This window comes from Undibacterium sp. Di27W, from assembly GCF_049340345.1.
Taxonomy (GTDB): Bacteria; Pseudomonadota; Gammaproteobacteria; order Burkholderiales; family Burkholderiaceae_D; genus Undibacterium.
In genome coordinates, this window is sequence record NZ_JBMPOS010000002.1 from 186,811 (window position 1) to 207,546 (window position 20,736).

Sequence of the window (20,736 nt, forward strand, 5' to 3'; positions counted from 1 at the left end):
TGAAGCAAGCGCAGATCAGGCTTATTTGGGTGGTGGTACCTGGGTTTGCAGGATTTGCCCCAGGTCCTTGCCTTGTTGCGCCAGCAGGCTTTCCAGCGCAGGCATCAGCGGCCCCAGGGTCTCTGCCAGCATGCTGCGTACTGTATCGACCACGACCTGGGTGGTTCGTTCAATTTCTATATTCAGGCTGGCACCGGTTTTTTTCTCGGCAAAAACGGTCATGCGCAGGGTTTCCGGGATCAGCCAGACTTCAAACCAGCCTTCCTGGCGATTGACTTCGGCTATCGTCAGGCTGGCACCATTGATGGCGATATAGCCTTTGGCGAAGATATAGCGTAGCCATTCTGGTGGCACGGCGATGCGTATCACATAATTATTTTCCAGCTCGCGTATCTGGGCGATATGGGCCTTGAAGTCGATATGGCCAGACAGGGGGTGACCGCCGATCTCGGCACCATCTTTCGCGGCGCGTTCTACATTGACGCGGCCATCCTGGGCATATTCACCCAGCGTGGTAATCGCCAGGCTTTGCTGCATGACATCAAATTCTGCAGCATGCTCGCCGTGCAGGGCAGTCACAGTCAGGCAAACGCCGTCAACGGCAACGCTGGCACCGATTTCCAGGTCCTTGCAAAAACCATCGGGGAAATCCAGCTGGTAAGTGCGCAAGCCGGTTTTGTCATGGAGTGTTGCGATGCGGGCTATGCCCTGTACTATGCCTGTAAACATGTTTTATCTTGTTGAGGTACTTGGAATGTCTGTGATTGTAAGCCATTCGTGCACTGGCGATATTTTTATGCCGCCAGTGGCAATTCCACCATGAAGCTGCAGCCTTCACCGACCACGCTTTCACAATGGACTTTGCCACCACAGGCTTCACTGAGTTTCTTGACGATGGACAGCCCCAGGCCGCTGGAATGTTCGCCGGCTGTCGGCAGGCTGGATAGCTTGGTGAATTTTTCAAACAAGTGCTGCTGGTCTTCTGTGGATAAACCCGGCCCTTCATCCCTGACCTCGAACACGCCAAACTCTGGTGTATTGCTGACACTGAGCCAGATGCGTTTGCCCAGTGGTGAATACTTGACCGCATTCGACAACAGATTATCGATGATTTGTACGCAGGCATCAAAGTCAGCCTTGACCATGACACCATCCTGGATATCCATGATGACTTGCAAGTCCTTGGCTTTGAGCATCTCGGTATATTGCTGGGCCACGTCCTGCAAGATCTTGCTGACATCCAGGTTTTGCATCTTCAAATGCAGGTGACCGGTTTCCAGGGCATTCACATCCAGCAAATTGCTGATGATGCGCATCATGCGCTGGCCGCTGTTGCTGATGCGTTCGAGATAATGCTGGCGCTGCTGTTCCGGCATGGATTGCTGTAACTTACGCAATAAATCACTCATGCCTATGATGCTGGTCAGAGGATTTTTCAAATCATGGGCAGCGATACCCAGGAAGTCATTTTTATCCTTGTCCAGTTTTTGCAGCCTTGCCACGGCCTCGGCCAGCTCGGCAGTGCGCTGCCTGACCTTGGCATCGAGTTGTTGTTCTGTACGTTGTGAAATTTCCAGCAATTTGGCCTGAGTCTGGGCATGTTCTTTCTTCATCAGGCTGATGTGGTAAGCCTGGGCCAGCGCCAGCAAGATGGCTTCAATGGCAGAACCTATCTGGAAGCCGTATTCAGTTTCCCAGCTCGGCTCCAGCACACCCATATTACGCAGGGTGACCAGCGATAGCCCGGTGATCCAGGTAGCCGATGCCAGCATGACGATGTAGCCAGGCCGGTAGCCGCGCATGCCGACGATCAGGCACACCGGCAAGATCACCAGTATCAAAGCGAAGCCAGTCACTTGCATGATGGGAGCAACCAGCGGATAGTAACCGGCCAGCACTGCCACTGCAGCAAGCACGCAGGAGATCTGGGCCAGCACGAACAGGCGATAGATACGCGGCATTTTCTCTTGCAGACGCAAGAAGCTGGCGATGAACATGGACGTACTCATGACCACCAGGGGGGATAAGACGCCCGGTAGCATATCCACAAATTCCGGCCAGTCGGGGGTCAGGTACATGCCTACATGGCCGTTGATGCTCATGCCTGCCAGCAGGGAGATGCAAGACAATAACAGGTAATAGCGCAGCGCGACATCACGGTAAGACACTGCCAGCAAGAGGTTATAGACGATCATGGCCAGCATGATGCCGTAGTAGATCCCCATGAAATTCGAGACCTGGTTCGAGTGGGCTACAAAGGAATGTGGCTCCCACAGGCTGGCCTGTAAAAACACCGCACTGCTGCTCTGTATGCGCAGGTATAAATGATGGACTTCGGTATCTGGCAGCTCCAGCAGAAAAAGCGGATAGCGATGGCGTATTTCCAGACTGGAAAAAGGCAGGTGGTCACCAGCGCGGTGGACTGTCATGCTGCCATCAGCAGCGTAGTGGTAAAGGCGGATATCGTCGAGGATGACAGGCGAGAGTTCCAGCAGCCATTGCTTGCCCTGAGCTGGCTGGGTGCTTTGTATATCCAGCTTCAGCCAGAACACAGAAGAAGAAAAAGAAGCACTCAGATTGCCATGCAGGGGCTGGAATTTATTTTCATACTCTGCCTTGCTGATGTCGGCAATTTGCAATTGTGCGCTTTTGTCTTCATAGACCTGGAAGCTGGAGCGCAGTGAGATTTCATCCTTGCTGCCATCGAGCTTGAGGCTTTTTGCATGCGCTGTCGTGTTGCACATGCCCAGGCACAGTGCAAACAACAACAGATAGCGCCAGCAGTAAGCGTGGATTTCGGTCATGTTAAAGTGGAAATATCATGCGTTGCAGCCATGCCGAAATGGGAAAATAAAAAATACCGTCAAAAATCCTGCTTTTAGCCTAACAAGTTTTTGCTGGTGCAGCAATAGCAGAAAGACTTGTCTTCGTTCATCTTCGCTGTTTTACCGCTATCTTGTCTTTTTTTGTCTTGATTCCTGGCTTAGGTATCGAGTTGCACATCATGCTCAAGTTCCGGGATCAGATTGGAATGTGTCATATTCACCAGATTCTGGCGCAACCATTGATGAGCAGGGTTGCGGCTGTCACGCTCATGCCAGAGCATGTCGATATGGACATCCGGCATATTGAAGGGCAGTTCTTTCCAGATCAGGGCCTCGGTCATGCCGGTGGCAGAAATCAGGTGGCGCGGCAAGACCGTGAGCAAGTCTGAATTTGCCACTACCCGGCCACCGGTGAAGAACTGGTTCACTGTCAGCAAGATACGTCTTTCACGGCCCATCTGGCTCAGGGCTTCATCGACCAGACCATGGGCACGACCAGAAAAGCTGACCAGCAAGTGCTTGGCATTGCAATAATCATCCAGCGTCAGCTTGCTATTGGCCAGGGGATGATCTTGCCGCATGACGCAGACATAATGGCCGGAATACAGTCTTTCATGACGGATTGCGCTATTCGCCGCCCCCTGCCCGCCCGTCAACTGGGCCACCACGCCAGGGAAGAAACCGATAGCAATATCAATATCACCACGCATGAGCATGGGGCGCGGCTCGCGTGTAGTCAGTGGCACCATGCGCGCATTCACACCGGGAGCTTCTTTTTCTATGGCACGCACCAGGGTAGGCATCCACAAGGCAGCAGTCGCATCGGCCATCGCCATGCGAAAGGTGGTCTGGGCCTTGGAGACATCAAAGCTACTGGGCGCGATGGCGCTTTCCAGGCTGGAGAGTGCCTGGCGTATTGCTGGCCACAGGGTTTCTGCCCGCGGCGTAGGCTTGACGCCATAGGCGGTGCGTATCAATAACTCATCCCCCAGTGAATAACGCAGGCGTTTCAGGGCATTGGAGACGGCGGGCTGGGTCATGGCCAGCTTGTCTGCCGCACGGGTCAGGTTTTGCTCAATCATGACGGCGTCAAAGACACGCAGCAGATTCAAATCCAATGTCAGGAAATTCACGTTATTCGCTCCGGTTATTCAATTGCCAATATTTACTGACAATTATTCATGAAAAGCATAATTGATATGATAAATCAAAATTAGAATTATATGATGCACTGCAATATCATGGCTTCATTACATAGTGTTTAAAGAGTGGAGTAAATCATGACTTTCCTAAATATCGCCTTCCCTGCTGCAAGTGCCCTGCCAGTTTCTCAAATGGCTATCAGTGCCGTTATTGGTGCTGCCCGTCCTCTGCTGGGCCTGGGTATCCTGGCTACCATGCTGATCGTATTCAAACCCATGTTGATGGGTATGTTGCGCGCTGCCTTGCTGGTCATCAGCCCAAAACAATCCCGCGAAGAAAAAACCGCGTCCCGTAACTTGCGCACTATGCTGACTATCCGTCGCATCGCCAATGACCTGGATCGTAGTTCGCCTAACATGGCAGCAGAATTGCGCGCCCTGGCTGCACGTGGCTAACCGCCCGTAGCTAAACAGTAGCACGATTTTATAATTGGTCGCCATGCAACAATCATCTGCCTACACTCTGACAACAGCGACGGTCCAGGGCCAGTTTGCTGTGCAGCGCCAGCCACGTGTGGTGGCTGGTTCCAGGAGTCTGGCTTCCATGTTGCCTACCATCCTGACGACAGGTTTGGTGAGCCTGGTGGCGACTGCAGTCTTACGCCTGATGTGGATGGGCTGGGGCCATGATTTTTTTGGGGCATGGATGGAAGCCTGGCTGACAGTCTGGCCTATCGCTTTCCCGGCTGCCTATATCAGCAAACCCCTGGTCAACAAATTGATGCGTCGTCTGAGCAAACCATTGGCAAGCGAGCATGCGCTGGGCGCCAGTGCCATCATGCAAGCCTCGGACCAGGCGACAGCCTATAGCGGCTTGACACGCAAGCCCAGTTTATTGCCTGTGCATCGTTGAGCCTGTAAAGTCGCCCACGCAAAAGCCGCTAGCCAGCGGCTTTTTTGTTTCTGGCATCAGACAGTTCTGTGCATTGCTCCATGTATTCTTGCATGACCTCTTCCTGGATTTTTTTGATGCTGCCGTCTTTTTCCATGTTCTTCAAGACCGCTTCCAGTGCAGGCACCAGTTGTTGGTGTTTGCTATGCAGGAAATGATAGCCCAGCCTTTTTTCCAGCGATGGTTCGAGTATGCGTATGTTATTCAAGCCCAGTTTGCGTACCAGGCAAAAGCTGAAGCGTGAGTCGACGGCGACATCGGTGCGCCCGGCTTCAAGCTTACGGAATAAGGATTCCAGGCTGGGTGCAGTTTCTTTTTGCGGTACATTTCTCAGTCTTTCTTCCAGATAGGTGATGCCGTTGACATAGCCGACCACATAGGGTTTCAGGCTGTCAAAGCCATCCAGGCTGAGATTTGTTCGTGTGGCAAAGACCACCGCTTCTTCAAAGACGATGGGCACATTAATTTTGATCGAGTCTGGCAAGCCTGTATCTATGATCTTGGCGGCAACCGCATCAAGCTTGCCAGCATTCCACATGCTGAGTGCCCTGGCAGCTGGAGTGGCGATAAAGTTGACCTTGATACCCAGTTGTCCATACGCCTTGCTCAAGACTTTTTGTGCCGCGGCTGTACTGGGGCGGTTGGAGTCAGATGATGAAATATCCAGCCTGATTTCTTCACGACTTTGGGCCAGAACTGGCAAGACAGCTATGCTGGCTGCCAGTAGCAGCGATGACATCCGGTGTTTGGATAGATGCATGGTGTTCCCGACGTGTAAGTCGCTGCCTGGTAAAGTTTCCAGTTGATATTTATACACCCGTTCCTGCCGCATTTCCAGCCTGTGCACAAAAACAAAAAGCGCAACCACAGTTGCGCTTTTTGTCGTTTCAAACCTTAAGAATCAGGCTGCCAGGCGTTTTTCCAGGGCGACACGGGTCGCTTCCAGATCGGCTGGCAAATGGTAAGCCAGTTTTTCAAACAGCTCGGCATGCAGTTTCAATTCTGCATCCCAGGCGGCTTTGTCGATGGAAGTGATGGTATCGAACTGCGCTTGCGTGAAGTTCAGGCCTTCCCAGTTCAGGTCGGCAAAGGTAGGCGTGACGCCAAAGATGTTTTCCACACCCTTAGCCTGGCCTTCTATACGTTCCAGCATCCATTTCAACACGCGCATATTGTCGCCAAAACCTGGCCAGACAAACTTGCCGTTGTCATCTGTACGGAACCAGTTGACGCAGAAAATGGCTGGCTGTGTTGCGCCTGCCGCTGCTATCTTCTTGCCCATGTCCAGCCAGTGCTGGAAATAGTCGCTCATGTTGTAGCCCATGAAAGGCAACATGGCGAAAGGATCACGACGCACCACGCCTTGCTGGCCAACGGCAGCAGCCGTGGTTTCAGAACCCATGGTCGCAGCCATGTAGACGCCTTCTACCCAGTTGCGGGCTTCAGTCACCAGTGGCACGGTCGTTGAGCGTCGGCCACCGAAGATGAAGGCAGAGATAGGCACGCCAGCCGGGTCATCCCAGGCTGCATCGATAACCGGGTTTTGCGTTGCTGCTACCGTGAAACGCGCATTGGGATGGGCAGCTTTACGGCCTGTCTCCTTGGCGATTTCTGGTGTCCAGTCCTTGCCTTGCCAGTCGATCAGGTGCGCTGGCGCTTCCTTGCTCATGCCTTCCCACCAGACATCGCCATCATCGGTCAGGCCGACATTGGTGAAGATGGTGTTGGCTGTCAAAGACGCCATGCAGTTGGAATTGGTGGCGGTATTGGTGCCAGGTGCCACGCCAAAATAACCGGCTTCAGGGTTGATCGCATACAAACGGCCATCCGCACCAGGTTTGATCCAGGCAATGTCATCACCGATGGTGGTGACTTTCCAGCCCTTGATGGCAGGGATCAGCATGGCGAAATTGGTTTTGCCGCAGGCAGACGGGAAAGCCGCTGCCACATAATGCTTCTTGCCTTCCGGGGACTCTACGCCCAGGATCAGCATATGTTCTGCCAGCCAGCCCTGGTCACGGCCCATGGTGGAGGCGATACGCAACGCAAAGCATTTCTTGCCCAGCAGCGCATTGCCACCGTAACCGGAACCAAAAGACCAGATCTCGCGCGTTTCTGGATAATGCACGATGTATTTGGTGTTATTGCAAGGCCATGCCATATCAGCCTGGCCCTCTGCCAATGGTGCGCCCACGGTATGTACGCAAGGAACAAAATCACCGTCTGTGCCCAGTACATCATACACAGCCTGGCCCATGCGGGTCATGATGCGCATATTGACAGCAACGTAAGGCGAGTCAGACAATTCCACGCCGATATGAGCGATAGGAGAACCCAGCGGGCCCATGGAAAAAGGCACGACATACATGGTGCGTCCACGCATGCAGCCATCAAACATGGGGTTCAGGGTGGCGCGCATTTCTGCCGGGGCCATCCAGTTATTGGTTGGGCCAGCATCTTCCTTGTTGGTCGAGCAGATATAGGTGCGGTCTTCGACACGGGCCACGTCCGACGGATCGGAGCAGGCCAGGTAACTATTCGGGCGCTTGGCTTCATTGAGCTTTGTCATGGTGCCAGCGGCAACCATTTGTGCGCACAGACGGTCATACTCTTCTTGCGAGCCGTCACACCAATAGATATTGTCAGGTTTGGTCAAGGCCGCCATTTCAGCGATCCAGTTGATCAATTTCTGATGTTTCACGTAAGCGGGTGCGTTTAATGCAGCCACACCTTTCATGATGGGTTGATTCACGATACTACCTCCAATGCCATTTCAATAAAAAAACCGGTGTAGCGGCACGGCAGGATCGTCGTTAGATTGTGGCGATGCGATCGCAGGAGCGCTCAAGCAAGGCGAACACCATAGCGGCGGTTCTGTCGGATAATACGAAGACAAGAGGGTGTCTTGGCTCCAGGCTTGCGCCCGGCAGGATGGCGCGGGGCGGAAGAAATCAAAAAGCTACGTAGGCGAACATTGTACACGCGAGTCTTGCTTGACGCGAATTTTGCATCAGTTTCATTATCATTGTTTTACGTTTTATGAAAGTGAAGATTTTTCAGCCAAGCATGAACGAAAGCAGGAACAAAGATTTTCCATCGTTTTAAAGAATGAATAAGGATAAAGCATGAAAATAGCCATACTTGATGATTACCAGGACGTGGTCCGGCATCTGCCTTGTTTTGATTTATTGAAGGACCATGAAGTCAAGGTCTTCAATAATACTGCCGTAGGTACAGGCCAGCTGGCGATACGCCTGCAGCCGTTTGATGCTGTTGTGTTGATACGCGAACGCAGCCGCCTGACGCGCGCCCTCATGCAAAAGCTGCCGAATCTGAAGCTGATCTCGCAGACCGGCAAAGTGGCAGGCAATATAGACATAGCCGCCGCCCATGAACTGGGTATCGCCATCGCAGAGGGCATAGGTGACCCGACCGCACCTGCTGAACTGACCTGGACCCTGATCATGGCAGCATCTCGCAAACTGACCAGTTATGCACAGCTCTTGCAGGAAGGCGTCTGGCAAACTTCCTCCCTCAATCCCGCATACAACCAGCTGGGCCGTGTCCTGAAGAAGCGCACCCTGGGTATCTGGGGCTATGGCAAGATAGGCAAGATGATCGCGGGCTATGCCAAGGCTTTTGGCATGCAGGTCATGGTCTGGGGACGTGAACCCAGCCGTGCGCAAGCTGCTGCAGATGGTTTGCTGGTAGCAACATCGAAGGAAACTTTCTTCGCTGAGTGCGACATCATCAGCATGCATCTGCGTCTGAATGATGCGACTCGCGGCATCGTCAGCCAGGCTGACCTGGCGTTGATGAAGCCGGATGCCCTGTTCGTCAATACCAGCCGCGCTGAACTGGTACAAGAGGGAGCGCTTGAGGCAGCCCTGGATGCCGGTTGCCCAGGCTTTGCTGCAATCGATGTTTTTGAGAGCGAACCCGTTGCCACAGAGCACTCCTTGCTGCACCGGGAAAATGTCCTGGCAACGCCCCATCTGGGTTATGTGGAGCAAAGCAGTTATGAATTGTATTTCCGCATTGCTTTCCAAAACATCGTCGATTTTGCCAATGGCAAGCCGCAAAATATTTTGCAAGCGACTTGATTGCAGATAGGCAGTGGCTTAGCAATATGAAAAAAATATGATCATTTTCCAACAGGTGAAAAAATATTTCAAAAATAACATTGTAAATACTTTAACTTTGTAAAAAATGCACTAAACTTTAGCCTCATAGTCAGTGTTCAAGGGCTAATTGGTGTGAGTGGTGATTTTCCTTTGCCAAGGATCTTTGTCAAAGATTGCCGCTTGCCAATAAACCCTGGAGCTGGCCTTGCCTCTATCAACCTGAAGCTACGTTGGTATGACTCATATTGACTGTGAGGAGAGCTTTGCGATGAGATTACAGTTGCTAAACCCCGCCATGTTGAAAGGCATGCTGGGTATGGTGGCCGGGCATGAGTTAAGCGTCAAGCAGCGCAAACCTCATGTGCGGCGACTGATTTATATTGCCTTGCCCTGCGCTATCTTGCTGGCCCTGGCGAATTACCTGAAATCTGGCTATCCCCTGCCGGGTTTGATTTTTGCGCTGATTGCCGCGCTGACGCTGGGCGCGGCATTTTTTCTCAGCATGCAAGACAAATTGCTGGCAATGGCCGAGTCCTTGCTCTTGCTGTTTGCGCTAGGCACCAGTGTCGCCCTGGGTTTGCTGGGTGGCATCGCTGGCAGTGGCGTGTTGTGGATTTACGCTTTTCCCTTCCTGGCCTTATGGCTCAAAGGCCAGCGCCAGGGCGCGCAATGGAGCTTGCTGTGGTTGCTATCTGTGTCTCTCAGCATCTGGAGTGCCGGTGAATTTTCTTTTGGCTATCCCTATGAAGAACAATTCAAGATACAGGCCAGTGTTGCCCTGCTGCTGTATACCGGCATAGCCCTGGCCTACAATTTTAGCCGCAGCCAACTGGAAGAAAAACTGTATGTCAGCGAGCAAGGTGTACAGGCCAAGAAGCGCGACTATCTGACGAAACTGGAACAAGCCGCCTATCAGGATGGGGTGACCGGCTTGCCTAACCGCCTGCGCCTGCTGGAACTCTTGCACAAGGAAATCAACATCGCTCAGGAACGCGGTCACACTTTGCTGGTGGCCCATATACGCCTGAAAAAGATGTTTGAAACCGCCAATATCATAGGTGCAGATGCCAGCGATAAACTGATACGCAATATCGCCGCCACCATGACGGCAGCGGTGGGTTCACGCGGCAGCTTTGCGCGCATACGGCGTGACGAGTTCGTCTGTATTTACCGCAAGCATTCGGAAGACATCACCGCTACCGACATCATCAAGGAAATCCTGGACTTTCGCCTTGAATATAAAATCAATGAGTATGCGGTGCACATCGACCATACGATAGGCATAGCCAGCTTCCCCAGGCATGGGCAAGATGCCGAGACCTTATTGCGCAAAGCCTCTCAGGCCATGCTGCAGGCGCAATTCGCGCATCAAAGCCTGGCTTTTTTTGATGAAAGACAGGAGCAGCAATTCACTCGCCAGCAACAGCTCTTTGTACAGCTGCATGAAGCCTTGCATAAAGGGGGACTCAGCCTGCATTACCAGGCCTTGATCGATTTGAAAACCGGGGCTGTGGTCGGTGCCGAAGCTTTGGCCAGATGGATAGACCCGGTATCCGGGCCGGTCACCCCGGCAGAATTTATTCCGATTGCAGAAAAATCCGGCCTCATCAAGCCCTTTACCCTGTGGGTCATACGTGAAGCCTTTGGCCAGCTTGCCAGATGGCGTGCCGAAGACTTGAACCTGAGTGTTTCCATCAATTTGTCAGCACGCTGCATAGTCGATCGTCAACTTGTCGATGACTTGTGTGCTTTGCTCACAGAATTCAATTTGCCTGCCGAATCCATCATCCTTGAGCTGCGGGAATCCAGCTTTGCCGATGCAGCTGAAACGGCCATGCTAACCATACAGAACTTGCATACACTGGGCTTTCGCCTGTCCATCGATGATTTTGGGGCCGGATATTCTTCCCTGGCTCATCTGAAAGACTTGAAGGTTGATGAACTCAAGATAGACCAGAGTTTCATGCGCACCATGGGCATAGATGCCAGCAGTCGTGCCATCGTGCTATCGACGATACAACTGGCGCATAACCTCAATCTCAAAGTCGTCGCCGAGGGTATAGAAAGCGCCAGGGTCGAGCAGCAATTGCAGGAAATGGGCTGTGACCTGGGCCAGGGCTATTATTTCTGCAAACCCATGCCTGCTGATGTCTTCAGCCAATGGGCCAGATCCTGGCAAATCAACCGGCGGGCAGTGTTGTCGGCCTGATCCAGCCATAAGCAGGGATGAGCAGAGATAAGCAGGGTTTTGCATTCGCCCCTGAAAAGGCTTAGCATGCGGGTTCCTGTCTACTACTTCCCCTGCTTCCATGCCTTATTCATTGCAAAAGAAAATAAAACAATTCAGCCTGGCTTTGCTGATCTGCCTCTTGTTCATGGCGGCGGCTATTTCTACCCTGGGTTTGCGCGATCAGGTCGTGGCTGCGGATCTGGTGGTAGTGCCTGGTAATACCGTTAATCCTGATGGCAAACCATCCGATCGCCTGCGTGGCCGCCTGAATGCCGCCTTGCGCCTGTACGTCGCACAAAAGTGTAAAGCCATCCTGGTCAGCGGCGGCACAGGGGAAGAGGGTCATGATGTAGCCATCGTCATGAAAAAATACCTGGTCGATCATGGGGTGCCAGACGCTGCTGTATATACCGACAGCCAGGGCATCAATACCTTTGCCACCGCCAAAGCGGCGACTAGCCTGATGAGAGAGAAAAACTGGAAATCCAGCATGCTGGCCAGCCAGTTTTTTCATATCGCACGTTTTCAACTGGCGATGAAAAAATATGGGGTCGACCCTGTCGGGCATGTGCATTCCACCGACTACGAAATACGGGATGCCTATTCACTGGGACGCGAAGTGTTTGCCTATTTTGAGTATACCTTCAGCAATCCACAAGCGGAATGAATGGATTACTGGAGCCACTTAAGCAGGGAGTGTTATGGGCTTTGTCAGCTTGAAAATGAGAATGTCATATTTCGTGTCCAGAAATAAATCACTGTAAGCTGAACGCCTAAAGCTGCGACCAATTTATATCTGTCGTATGATTCATGCATAAGTACATATCTTTATAGAAAGCCTTTTATCGTGAAAAAAACAAAATTACTCAGTGTCGTCATCGCAGCGATGCTGGCGACAGCCAGTATCGGGGCTAGTGCACAGGCAGGCAAAGATAGCCAGCAGATGAGTTTCCAGGGGGCGGACTTGAATGGCAAGAAGCTGGCCATCAGTGATTACGCGGGCAAGACCTTGCTGGTCAGTTTTTTTACTGCGGGTTGCAATCTTTGCGCGCGCGACCTGAAACTCATGCGTGAGTTTTATGTTGGCAATATGAAACGCAATTTTGTCTTGCTGGCCATCAATATTGATGCGGACAAAAAAGATTTTGATTCTTATGTGCAACTGATCAATCTCGCTGTACCTGTAGAGCAACGTTTTCCCATCATCTGGCGCAATACGCCGGGCTATAAGGATAATTTCGGCACTATCGTCAGCCAGCCCACGCATTTCGTGATTAATCCCAAGGGCCAGCTGGTTTTGAAACGGGAAGGCAGTTTCCAGGCGAATGACTGGGATAATCTGTGGGAATCGCTGGGCTCCTGAAATAGGGATGGAAATGAAATACGAAGTGAGCATACTTGACACCGGCCATGTAGAAAATATACGCCAGTGTTTCACTGTTTTTAGCTACTTGCGCCCCCACCTGGATGAGGCTGAATTCATCAGCCGGGTACAAACCCAGGTCGCTGAAGGCTATACCATCGCCTGCATCTACATGGATGGGGAAGTGGTCGCTGCTGCGGGTTATCGCGTTCAGCATTATCTGGCCTGGGGCAAGATACTTTATCTCGATGATTTGATCACCCACCCGCAAAAGAAAAATGCGGGTTTGGGATCAGCATTGATGGACTGGGTAAAATTGCAGGCAAAGATCTTGAATTGCAGTGAATTGCATCTCGATACTGGCTATCAAAGGCATGATGCGCACAGGCTGTATCTGAAGAATGGTTTCGACCTGAGTTGTCACCATCTTTCCAGAAAAACAAGCTGAGCTGGCAGCTAATCACTACTTGTGGCTTGCAGGAGCGGCTTCAGCCGCGCATCTTTGGGCCAAATGAAATACCGACACGGCATGCTGTTCGCGGCTAAAGCCGCTCCTACAAAACCAGGGCAAGCGTCTTATTGGACTTCAACTACTGGTATGTAATCGGGCTTACTCAAAATTCCAGCGGCAAACTCCAGCTGGTGGGTATCACATCATGCCTGACCACGGCGCGCTGTTGCTGGCGGCGTTGCAGGCTGTCTGGGCTCCAGGTTTTTTCCCAGCCAGGCGGATAAGCCAGGCCCTCACCTTGCCAGTCTGGCAGGCGTTGCCGTACGGCGATCACCGGCAGGTGCAGAGGTAAAGGCTGTTCCGGGGTATCTGCCCCCAGGCTATAGGCATAATTCGGCAGCAAGGCGTCGCAGACTGCGGCAAACCAGGCAGTATGGTCTTCATCCTGCCCCAGTGCATTGGCCAGGCCAGCCGGATCAAAGCGGGCCAGTGCTTCTATCAGCTCTGCCGTGCTGGCACCGGGTGCATCACCCCAGCCCATAACGGGGTTGAAATTGTAATCCGCACCTGAGCCATACCAGCCTTCGCGCCAGGGTCTTTGCATCCAGTTGCGCGGGCCTGTGAATAACTGCCAGCGCCAGTGCAGGCCAGAGGCCTTGGGCCAGCTGTACAAGTACAGTTTTTGATAACCGGCAGCATGCAAGTCCCTGACCACGGCCATCAAACGCGCATGCGGCATGCGTTCTGGCGGGGTGCGGCGAAACAGTATGGCTTCGCCATCGGCATGCTGGACTTCATCTGTGGATAAGTTCAAGTCCAGGGTGCGTTTTTCATCGCCAAAGCGTGCTGCCACCCAGCCACTGAGCAAGTTCACGGCAGTCAGCACGCCATAGCCACGATGGCGGTGAAAAATTACGGTTCCGGGGGCGATCGGTTTCATATATCTCTGGTGTATCTTGGATCTATCAACAAGCTGCATGCGATGAAATGCAACAGCTTAGTGTAGCAGTTTTCACTGGCCCCCTATGCGCGTTACAATGTGTCTAATCTAAAATTTTTGAAATCCCTCATCTACAGAGACAAGACCATGACTTTGCGCATCATCGCCACGGGCGGCACTTTTGACAAACATTATGACGAACTGGCAGGCAAGCTCAGCTTTGCTGACAGCCACCTGCCTGAAGTGCTGAAGCGTGCGCGCCTGACGATACCGGTAGAACTGGAAGTCTGCATGCTGGTCGATTCGCTCGACATGAACGACAGCCACCGCAATACCGTCTTGCAGGCTTGCCAGCAATCGGCAGAAAAAGCGATTGTCATCATCCACGGCACCGACACCATGCGTGAAACGGCAGAAGTGCTGGGCGCAGCCAATCTGGGCAAGACCATCGTATTTACCGGCGCCATGATCCCTTACGAAATCGCCAATTCAGATGCCTTCTTCAATCTGGGTTTTGCCTGCAGCGCAGCGCAACTCTTGCCAGCCGGTGTACATGTCGCCATGAATGGCAAGGTGTTCCCCTGGAACGATGTACAAAAGAACCGTGAAGCTGGCGTCTTCGTTAATAAATAAGATCAACTGAGATCAACTGAGACCAAGTGAGACGAAGCGAGACTACTATGAAACTGCTGCTGGCGACATTATTACTGTGTTTTTCTACCCTGACGCAGGCAGCAGAGGCGCGTTTTGATTCTATCTATTTTTTCCAGTCGCAAGCCGAGCTGGAAAAAAAGGGTATCAATGTTGATAGCTTTGGCCGTTATACCCGGGCTTTGCAAACGCAGATTTACAAAGCCCTCAAAAAAGCCAAGATGCCTGAGAGCGCCGGTTACCTGGTCGTGGCGATACGTTCAGATGGAGAAGTCACTTGCTGGCTGGACATGACACCCGCTGTACATGAATATTACGATAACCAGATTTATGAGATCGTCAAAAAAGTCCAGCCTGTCAGTGTAGAAAGTGGCATCCTGGTGTTTGGCATGAAGATGGCGATAGACACTGCCGTGCATACCAAAAAAGCCGTGCCCGCCCCTGCAGACTGGGCAGAGGCTAAAAAGAAAATGAATGACCCGAATAATATAGAAGAGCTGGTCTTGTCCCGCTGGCCTGAGTAAGCATTCTTCAGTCTTGTTTTACCAATAGCTTTAAGGCAGCAAGCAGTGCAGTACTTTCATCATCCCTGCCTATGGAAATCCGCAAGAATTCACTGATGCGCGGCAGTTTGAAATGGCGCACGATGATGCCTGACTGCCGCAAATTCAGGGCAATTTCTTCTGCCGCAAAATCAGGATGGCGGGCGAAGATAAAATTCGTCGCTGATGGCAAGACTTCAAAACCCAGGTCCCGCATAGCTATTGCCAGTCTTTCGCGCGTCGCCATTACTGCCTGGCAAGTCTGCAAAAAATAATCCTGGTCTGCAAATGCGGCAATCGCGCCCGCCACTGCCAGCCTGTCCAGCGGATAAGCATTGAAACTGTTTTTGACACGGTTCAAACCCGCAATCAAATCTGCATGACCAGCAGCGAAACCTACCCGCAAACCAGCCAGCGAGCGCGATTTTGACAGGGTGTGCACCACCAGCAAATTGGGGTAACGGCCTATCAAAGCAATCGCTGTCTCGCCACCAAAATCCACATAGGCTTCATCAATGACGATTACCGTATCGCGATTGTGTTGTAGCAGGAATTCGATTTTTTCCAGCGGCACGACGCAGCCGGTAGGCGCGTTGGGATTGGCGAAAATAATCCCGCCATTTTCTTGCAGATAATCTTCAACATTCAATTGAAATTCTGCATCCAAGGGCACGCTGCGGTGAGCGATTTCATACAGACCGCAATACACAGGATAAAAGCTGTAGCTTATGTCAGGGAAGAGCAAGGGCTGCTGGTGTTTGAGTAATGCCTGGAACACATGGGCCAGCACTTCATCCGAGCTGTTACCAACAAAAACCTGCTCTGCCTGCAAGCCGTGATAATTGGCGATGACGCTACGCAAACTATCTGAGCCGGGATCAGGGTAGAGGCGCAGATCAGCATTGGTGGCTTGCTGTATCGCCGCCAGCACACGGGGTGAGGGCGGGTAGGGGTTTTCATTGGTATTGAGCTTGATGAGCCTGGCCATTTTCGGTTGCTCACCGGGGGTATAGGGGCTCAGCTTGTGGACAACTTCACTCCAGTATTTACTCATGATCTGATATTTTTTTCGAAAAAAATTCTTTACGTGCCGTTATCCAGATTGACTTTAACTCTTTGCAATAGTTGCAGTAGTTGCCCTTGTTCCTGGCCATCCATTGCCTGCAGTGCCAGGGTATTCAGGCGTTTGGCTTGCTGGCGCAGTGTTGTCAATACGCTTTGTCCATCTGCAGTCAATGTCAGCCTGACATTGCGCTTGTCACTTTCATCTGCAACCGCATCAAGCAGGCCCTGGTCACGCAAGCCCTTGATGAGCCTTGCCAGTTGTGCCTTGTCGCGGCCACTGTGCTTGGCCAGGTCACTCTGGGTGGAGCCGGGATAATGGCCAAAATAGCTCAATACCTTGCCTTCCATATGGGTGATGTCATGCGGGCCGTCGCGCAGGGCCTGGTATTGCATGGAGCGGTATTGATGCATGACCGTATGAATAAGGTCCAGCACCCCATCCTCATTATTTTCTTGAGAATGGTTGACATTGTCATTTATTTTGCGCATTATAGTAGATATTGTCAACTAATTTGATGGGTGAATAAATGAGTATAGCCTCTGCAAGCAGTCGCGTACAACGCGTACGCCATGAAATCAAACGTCGTAATCTGCAAGTTGTCCGTGTTGAAAGTCCTACTCCACACTTCCGCCGCATCACTCTGAGCGGCACTGATCTGCCTGGTTTTATCAGTGCATCCTTTGATGATCACCTTAAATTGATACTGGGCGCCGACAGTGACAATGTCGTTATGCGCGACTACACGCCCAGGCATTACGATGCCGTCAAGGGCGAACTGGTGCTGGAATTTTCCATACACGGTGATGGTCCCGCTGCTGCCTGGGCCAGCCAGGCTGATGTTGGTCATAGCGTCACGGTCGCCGGGCCGCGTGGTTCTTTAGTTATCCCCACCGATTATGAATGGCATTTACTGGCCGGTGATGAAACTGCCTTGCCAGCGATATCGCGACGCTTGGAAGAATTGCCAACTGGTGTGCGCGCCATCGTCATCCTGCAAGTGCCACCAGTAGAGCGCCGTGAATTAAGCAGCGCAGCAGACATCAGCATAGTCTGGGTAGACAGTGCACAAGAGTTTTTGGACACCCTGCGTGCCCTGCCTTTGCCAGCGGGCGATGGCTACGCTTGGTGCGCCGGTGAAGCTGCCACCATGGCAGCGACACGTCGCATACTGGCAGAAGAAAAAGGCCATGCTGGTACTGCCATGCGGGTGGCGGCTTACTGGAAGCGTGGTTTGATTGCGCATCATGAGAACCTGGAAAGCTAATGAGTTGGTGCTTTATCAGGAGCAGGGACCTGCTCCTGATAACACGGGTAGTTTTTCAGCACAAATTAATTACCGGGAGTTTTCTGACGTATAGTGTCGCACCGCAATTTACCTCATCCCAGCATGTCCTCGCCCCAGGTTTTCTCGCAAACAATAACTAAACTCTTGGCCTCGCAATTTGCCTCGCTGCTGTTTCTGGCAATTTGTCCAACACCCGCATGGTCAGCCGATATATTGAGTTGCAAGGATGTTAATGGCAAAACCATCTTTACCGACAATACCGCGAATTGCGTAGGGCAGACGCAAAAGCACGAGATACATGATTCTCTCACTTCAGGATTGGCAAATTACAGTTCTCCGCCAAGGACGTATTACCGCATACCTGGTGACTGGAACATCATGGTTGAGCAAGATATGGCGGCGGCAGACCCCAAGCTCACTGCTGCGGCAAGCAGCAGGCTACAGCAGATGTTGACAGCGATTCTGGAAAAATTACCCGCCGCATCACACCAGCATGTCAAAGGGCGTAATTTTTACCTGATGTGGGGGCCGCGTTCACCCAAGGGAGGGAAAAAAGGATACGGGCATTATATGGAAGCGATTTTGTCCGTCGACCCTTTGCGCTTACCCATGTATGACCCTGCATGGAAAAATGCCGTCGTGATTTATAGCACAGATTTTTTCATGTCCTGGGATGATGTGTATATAAGACATTCACTGGCCCATGAGATAGCGCACACCTGGCATCAGCGTGAGGTGCTAAGGAAAAACCGGCAAATAATAGATGCCCTGGAAGCAGCAAAGCGTGCGGGTTTATACAAAAACGTAGCAAGCCTCAAGAGAGGAAATATTGGTCGAGCCTATGCACTCACCAATGATCATGAATACTTTGCCGAGTTGTCTGCCGCCTATTTCATCGGTGGAACTTATTTTCCTTACAGCAGGGAAGACCTGAAAAAATATGATCCCATAGGTTACCGTATGGTGGAAGATCTTTGGGATCTGCGCTGAAAGTCTTCCAGTTTTCTCTCATCAGCTCGTCAACAATACCAGCGCCAGGCAGCCAGCATTTGACTGGCGTCTGCGCTGCCTGCCATCAGACTATCCAGGTCTTGAACAACCCGCGCACGGGCAGCGCTTGTCAATTCACAAGTATCATCAAAAGCCTGTTCATCCAGTTCGCGCATGGTATTTGCGACGCAGGCGATCGCTGTAAAAGCAGTCAGCAAGTCTGGTGCAAACAATCGAAAATCAGGTTTGCCACCAGCCAGGGCAAAATAGACTTGCCCTGTCATGGTGTCGAGCATGAAGGGATTGCTGCCTTCCGTCGCCACCACCAGCCAGTGCTCTTGCCAGTCGGGCAGACGCTGGCCGGTGTTGCCGTGCCAGCGATAGCAAGCCTGGCGCGACCATAAATCCTTTAATGTGGGTATATCGACGGGGTTGCCACCCGCAGCTATGCTTAAACCCATAGGGCCATGTTTTTCATGCACGCGACCCCAGGGGCCTATCTGCTCATAGAATTCTGCAACAATACCAGGCAGGGGTATTTCACCCTGCCAGTCACTGGCTGGCTGCGGGCGCAATTTACCCCAGGACGATAGCAAGTCGCGCAGGGCAGAAAAAATGATCGCGCTTATTTCGCCACCCCATCATCCTTGAACATGGTTTTCAAACCGCGCAGAGCCTGGCGTATGCGCGACTCATTTTCAATTAATGCAAAGCGCACATATTCATCGCCATATTCACCAAAACCTATGCCGGGTGAAACACAGAGCTTGGCTTTTTCCAGCATCTGCTTGGCAAATTCCAGCGACCCAAGATGACGGTAATACTCAGGGATATGGGCCCAGATATACATCGACGCTTTTGGTTTTTCCACCATCCAGCCCAGTTCATGCAAGCCTTTGACGAGTACGTCACGGCGGCGCTGGTACTGGTCGCGTATCTCATTGACACAAGTCTGGTCGCCTTCCAGCGCGGCAATCGCCGCCACCTGCACAGGGGTGAAACTGCCATAGTCATGGTAACTCTTGATGCGGGCCAAAGCCGCCACCAGTTCCTTGTTGCCGACCATGAAGCCTATGCGCCAGCCTGCCATGTTATAGCTTTTTGACAGTGTGAAAAACTCCACGGCGACATCGCGTGCACCTGGCACCTGCATGATGGACGGGGCTTTCCAGCCATCATAGGTAATGTCGGCATAAGCCAGGTCATGCACGACCAGGATATTATGTTCTTTCGCCAGCTTGATCACGCGCTCGAAAAATTCCAGCTCCACACATTGTGCAGTGGGATTGGATGGAAAACCAAAGATCATCATCTTCGGCTTGGGGTAAGTTTCGCGTATTGCTCTTTCCAGCTCGGCAAAAAAATCCACGCCCGGGCTCATGCGTATGGAGCGTATATCAGCACCGGCGATCACCGCGCCATAGATGTGGATGGGGTAGCTGGGGTTGGGCACCAGCACCGTGTCGCCCTTGTCCAGCGTTGCCAGCATCAGATGCGCCAGGCCTTCTTTCGAGCCTATGGTGACGATGGCTTCTGAATCCGGGTTCAGGTCTACCTCGTAGCGGCTCTTGTACCAGTGCGCAATTGCGCGACGCAAACGGGGTATGCCCTTAGAGGCAGAATAACCGTGGGTGTCAGGGCGCTGGGCCACTTCGACCAGTTTTTCTACGATGTGTGCAGGGGTTGCGCCATCGGGATTACCCATGGACATATCAATGATGTCTTCGCCACGACGGCGCGCAGCCATCTTCAGCTCGGCAGTGATATTGAATACGTAAGGGGGCAGGCGATTGATACGAGCGAAAGAGAACTTTGTTGCAGGCGCAGGCGTGCCTTCAACAGCAGAACCCCGACCCGGCGGAGTAGTTGTATTGGTCATGATATGAATTGTACGTAGCCCTTGTAGTCCATACGAACTGCAAGAACGGGCGCCCGGAACCGTCCGAGCGACGTTGAAGCGATTTGCCTCGCATTTGATTGTAGCGAGCAATTTAAAAAATAACAAGCGGCGGTGTTGCAGGAGGGCGGGGATATTTTACCTGGAACATATTGCCTGCCTGTTGATAAAATGCGTCCCAGAGCTGGCTTACGTGCCCTTTGCATTTTCGTAGGAGCGGCTTCAGCCGCGAATGTCCGGTATAACAGGCTGTTCGCGGCTGAAGCCGCTCCTACGGT

21 protein-coding genes are annotated in these 20,736 nt (G+C 52.2%); 11 read left to right on the plus strand and 10 right to left on the minus strand.

Going from position 1 to position 20,736, the window contains the following annotated elements:
* Positions 1 to 21 precede the first annotated feature (21 nt).
* The 3 genes from ACO0LF_RS05625 to ACO0LF_RS05635 all read right to left on the minus strand — a co-directional run bounded on the left by ACO0LF_RS05625 (position 22) and on the right by ACO0LF_RS05635 (position 3,958).
* The gene (locus tag ACO0LF_RS05625) at positions 22 to 729 is read right to left on the minus strand and encodes a riboflavin synthase subunit alpha (protein WP_423012773.1); all 708 of its coding nucleotides are present in this window, start codon (positions 727 to 729) and stop codon (positions 22 to 24) included.
* A gap of 65 nt (positions 730 to 794) precedes the next feature.
* The gene (locus ACO0LF_RS05630) at positions 795 to 2,804 is read right to left on the minus strand and encodes a sensor histidine kinase (RefSeq protein WP_423012775.1); all 2,010 of its coding nucleotides are present in this window, start codon (positions 2,802 to 2,804) and stop codon (positions 795 to 797) included.
* Between the two features lie 179 nt (positions 2,805 to 2,983).
* On the minus strand, positions 2,984 to 3,958 hold the full coding sequence (locus ACO0LF_RS05635; RefSeq protein WP_423012777.1) for a LysR family transcriptional regulator: 975 nt from the start codon (positions 3,956 to 3,958) through the stop codon (positions 2,984 to 2,986).
* Between the two features lie 147 nt (positions 3,959 to 4,105).
* Between ACO0LF_RS05635 and ACO0LF_RS05640 the strand changes: the two genes are divergently transcribed.
* Both ACO0LF_RS05640 and ACO0LF_RS05645 read left to right on the plus strand, forming a co-directional pair.
* Complete coding sequence (locus ACO0LF_RS05640; RefSeq protein WP_422999665.1) at positions 4,106 to 4,423, plus strand: hypothetical protein; 318 nt, start codon at positions 4,106 to 4,108, stop codon at positions 4,421 to 4,423.
* A 43-nt stretch (positions 4,424 to 4,466) separates the two neighbouring features.
* On the plus strand, positions 4,467 to 4,880 hold the full coding sequence (locus ACO0LF_RS05645; RefSeq protein WP_423012779.1) for a DUF2798 domain-containing protein: 414 nt from the start codon (positions 4,467 to 4,469) through the stop codon (positions 4,878 to 4,880).
* Between the two features lie 28 nt (positions 4,881 to 4,908).
* Here the strand turns inward: ACO0LF_RS05645 and ACO0LF_RS05650 are convergent, their stop codons facing one another.
* Together ACO0LF_RS05650 and ACO0LF_RS05655 are read right to left on the minus strand one after the other, a co-directional pair.
* Positions 4,909 to 5,679 (minus strand): substrate-binding periplasmic protein, encoded by a 771-nt coding sequence (locus ACO0LF_RS05650; RefSeq protein WP_423012781.1) that lies wholly within the window; start codon positions 5,677 to 5,679, stop codon positions 4,909 to 4,911.
* A gap of 141 nt (positions 5,680 to 5,820) precedes the next feature.
* Positions 5,821 to 7,671, minus strand: coding sequence for a phosphoenolpyruvate carboxykinase (GTP) (locus ACO0LF_RS05655; RefSeq protein WP_423012783.1), 1,851 nt, complete (start codon positions 7,669 to 7,671; stop codon positions 5,821 to 5,823).
* A gap of 373 nt (positions 7,672 to 8,044) precedes the next feature.
* Here ACO0LF_RS05655 and ACO0LF_RS05660 point away from each other — a divergent pair, with 373 nt between their 5' ends.
* The 5 genes from ACO0LF_RS05660 to ACO0LF_RS05680 all read left to right on the plus strand — a co-directional run bounded on the left by ACO0LF_RS05660 (position 8,045) and on the right by ACO0LF_RS05680 (position 13,084).
* Positions 8,045 to 9,022: a D-2-hydroxyacid dehydrogenase family protein gene (locus ACO0LF_RS05660; protein WP_423012785.1), complete on the plus strand. Its 978-nt coding sequence runs from the start codon at positions 8,045 to 8,047 to the stop codon at positions 9,020 to 9,022.
* 289 nt (positions 9,023 to 9,311) lie between these two features.
* Positions 9,312 to 11,252 (plus strand): putative bifunctional diguanylate cyclase/phosphodiesterase, encoded by a 1,941-nt coding sequence (locus tag ACO0LF_RS05665; protein WP_423012787.1) that lies wholly within the window; start codon positions 9,312 to 9,314, stop codon positions 11,250 to 11,252.
* A 112-nt stretch (positions 11,253 to 11,364) separates the two neighbouring features.
* Positions 11,365 to 11,940 (plus strand): ElyC/SanA/YdcF family protein, encoded by a 576-nt coding sequence (locus ACO0LF_RS05670; protein ID WP_423012789.1) that lies wholly within the window; start codon positions 11,365 to 11,367, stop codon positions 11,938 to 11,940.
* Positions 11,941 to 12,120: 180 nt separating this feature from the next.
* Positions 12,121 to 12,636 (plus strand): TlpA family protein disulfide reductase, encoded by a 516-nt coding sequence (locus ACO0LF_RS05675; RefSeq protein WP_423012791.1) that lies wholly within the window; start codon positions 12,121 to 12,123, stop codon positions 12,634 to 12,636.
* Between the two features lie 13 nt (positions 12,637 to 12,649).
* A complete protein-coding gene (locus ACO0LF_RS05680) occupies positions 12,650 to 13,084 on the plus strand; it encodes a GNAT family N-acetyltransferase (protein ID WP_423012793.1) in 435 nt (144 codons plus the stop codon).
* Positions 13,085 to 13,250: 166 nt separating this feature from the next.
* Here the strand turns inward: ACO0LF_RS05680 and ACO0LF_RS05685 are convergent, their stop codons facing one another.
* A complete protein-coding gene (locus tag ACO0LF_RS05685) occupies positions 13,251 to 14,027 on the minus strand; it encodes an L-asparaginase (RefSeq protein WP_423012795.1) in 777 nt (258 codons plus the stop codon).
* A gap of 147 nt (positions 14,028 to 14,174) precedes the next feature.
* On the opposite strand from ACO0LF_RS05685, the gene ACO0LF_RS05690 reads away from it, so the two are divergent.
* Positions 14,175 to 14,660, plus strand: a complete 486-nt coding sequence (locus ACO0LF_RS05690; protein WP_110254445.1) for an asparaginase domain-containing protein — start codon at positions 14,175 to 14,177, stop codon at positions 14,658 to 14,660.
* 47 nt (positions 14,661 to 14,707) lie between these two features.
* On the plus strand, positions 14,708 to 15,202 hold the full coding sequence (locus ACO0LF_RS05695) for a hypothetical protein (RefSeq protein WP_423012797.1): 495 nt from the start codon (positions 14,708 to 14,710) through the stop codon (positions 15,200 to 15,202).
* Positions 15,203 to 15,209: 7 nt separating this feature from the next.
* Here the strand turns inward: ACO0LF_RS05695 and hisC are convergent, their stop codons facing one another.
* Entirely contained in the window at positions 15,210 to 16,274 is a 1,065-nt protein-coding gene (hisC, locus tag ACO0LF_RS05700) for a histidinol-phosphate transaminase (RefSeq protein WP_423012799.1), read from the minus strand.
* 29 nt (positions 16,275 to 16,303) lie between these two features.
* Positions 16,304 to 16,774, minus strand: coding sequence for a MarR family winged helix-turn-helix transcriptional regulator (locus ACO0LF_RS05705; RefSeq protein WP_423012801.1), 471 nt, complete (start codon positions 16,772 to 16,774; stop codon positions 16,304 to 16,306).
* 38 nt (positions 16,775 to 16,812) lie between these two features.
* Between ACO0LF_RS05705 and ACO0LF_RS05710 the strand changes: the two genes are divergently transcribed.
* Both ACO0LF_RS05710 and ACO0LF_RS05715 read left to right on the plus strand, forming a co-directional pair.
* Complete coding sequence (locus ACO0LF_RS05710) at positions 16,813 to 17,550, plus strand: siderophore-interacting protein (RefSeq protein WP_423012803.1); 738 nt, start codon at positions 16,813 to 16,815, stop codon at positions 17,548 to 17,550.
* Positions 17,551 to 17,949: 399 nt separating this feature from the next.
* On the plus strand, positions 17,950 to 18,561 hold the full coding sequence (locus tag ACO0LF_RS05715; RefSeq protein WP_423012805.1) for a hypothetical protein: 612 nt from the start codon (positions 17,950 to 17,952) through the stop codon (positions 18,559 to 18,561).
* A gap of 29 nt (positions 18,562 to 18,590) precedes the next feature.
* Here the strand turns inward: ACO0LF_RS05715 and ACO0LF_RS05720 are convergent, their stop codons facing one another.
* Together ACO0LF_RS05720 and alaC are read right to left on the minus strand one after the other, a co-directional pair.
* Positions 18,591 to 19,136, minus strand: a complete 546-nt coding sequence (locus ACO0LF_RS05720) for a hypothetical protein (protein WP_423012807.1) — start codon at positions 19,134 to 19,136, stop codon at positions 18,591 to 18,593.
* Between the two features lie 50 nt (positions 19,137 to 19,186).
* Positions 19,187 to 20,440, minus strand: coding sequence for an alanine transaminase (alaC, locus tag ACO0LF_RS05725; RefSeq protein WP_423012809.1), 1,254 nt, complete (start codon positions 20,438 to 20,440; stop codon positions 19,187 to 19,189).
* Positions 20,441 to 20,736 lie beyond the last annotated feature (296 nt).